This is a genomic window from Candidatus Thermoplasmatota archaeon, from assembly GCA_022848865.1.
In the GTDB taxonomy this organism is placed as follows: Archaea; Thermoplasmatota; Thermoplasmata; order RBG-16-68-12; family JAGMCJ01; genus JAGMCJ01.
Genome location: JAJISE010000102.1, coordinates 1 through 847, shown reverse-complemented (window position 1 = coordinate 847; position 847 = coordinate 1). Strand labels below are relative to the sequence as shown.

1 protein-coding gene is annotated in these 847 nt (G+C 59.5%); it reads right to left on the bottom strand.

What is annotated here, in order from left to right:
• A partial coding sequence (locus LN415_09860; protein MCJ2557389.1) for a PLP-dependent transferase occupies positions 1-847 on the bottom strand: 847 nt, incomplete at both ends.

Below are 847 nucleotides of genomic sequence, written 5' to 3'. Positions count from 1 at the left end.
TATGTCCTCCTTCATATGGCTCTCCGTGACACAGAATAGCGCCGTTTCCCCCAGATCGGGGAACTCTCCTACAAGCGACTTGCCGCCGTGGAGCCTGTTATCCAAGAGGCTCTGGTTGACCTCCTCGACCGTCTTGTCCCCGAACTGGACGGTGAACTCCTTGAAGTGGAAGCTGCTGAATATGGGCGCCTTAATACCGGGTAGGTTGTTAATCTTACTGATGGCGTAGCGTGCCCTGCTGGCGACGACCTCGCTCAGCTCCTTCATTCCCTGAGGTCCCATGAGGGACAGGTAGACGGCCCCCGCGGCTGCACAGAGCGCCTGGTTGGAGCAGATGTTGGAGGTGGCCTTCTCCCTCCTGATGTGCTGCTCCCTCGTCTGCAGGGTCATGGTGAACCCTCTCTTATGGCTGTCAAGGGCCTCTGTGAGGCCTATGAGCCTCCCCGGCATCTGCCTGATCATCTTGGGATCGCTCTTGCACGCGAACAGTCCAAGAAGCGGCCCTCCGTAGTTCATGTGGTTGCCGAGGGGCTGTCCTTCCCCTATCACCAGATCTGCGCCGTACTCCCCGGGAGGCTTGATGAGGCCCAGGGAGATTGGGTCCACTCCGACGACGAATAATGCCTTGGAGTCGTGGGCCACCTCTGCGATGTCCTCGACGTTCTCCTCGATGAACCCAAGGTAGGAGGGGTTCTCTATGTAGATCGCGGCCGTGTCGTCCTCCATCTTCTCCTTGAGGTCCTCCTGGTCCATCTGGCCGGTTGTCCTGTCGTAATCGACCTGAACCACCCTGATCCCCGCTGGCTCCGTGTAGCCCCTGAGGACGTCGAGCCTGCTCGGGCTGATC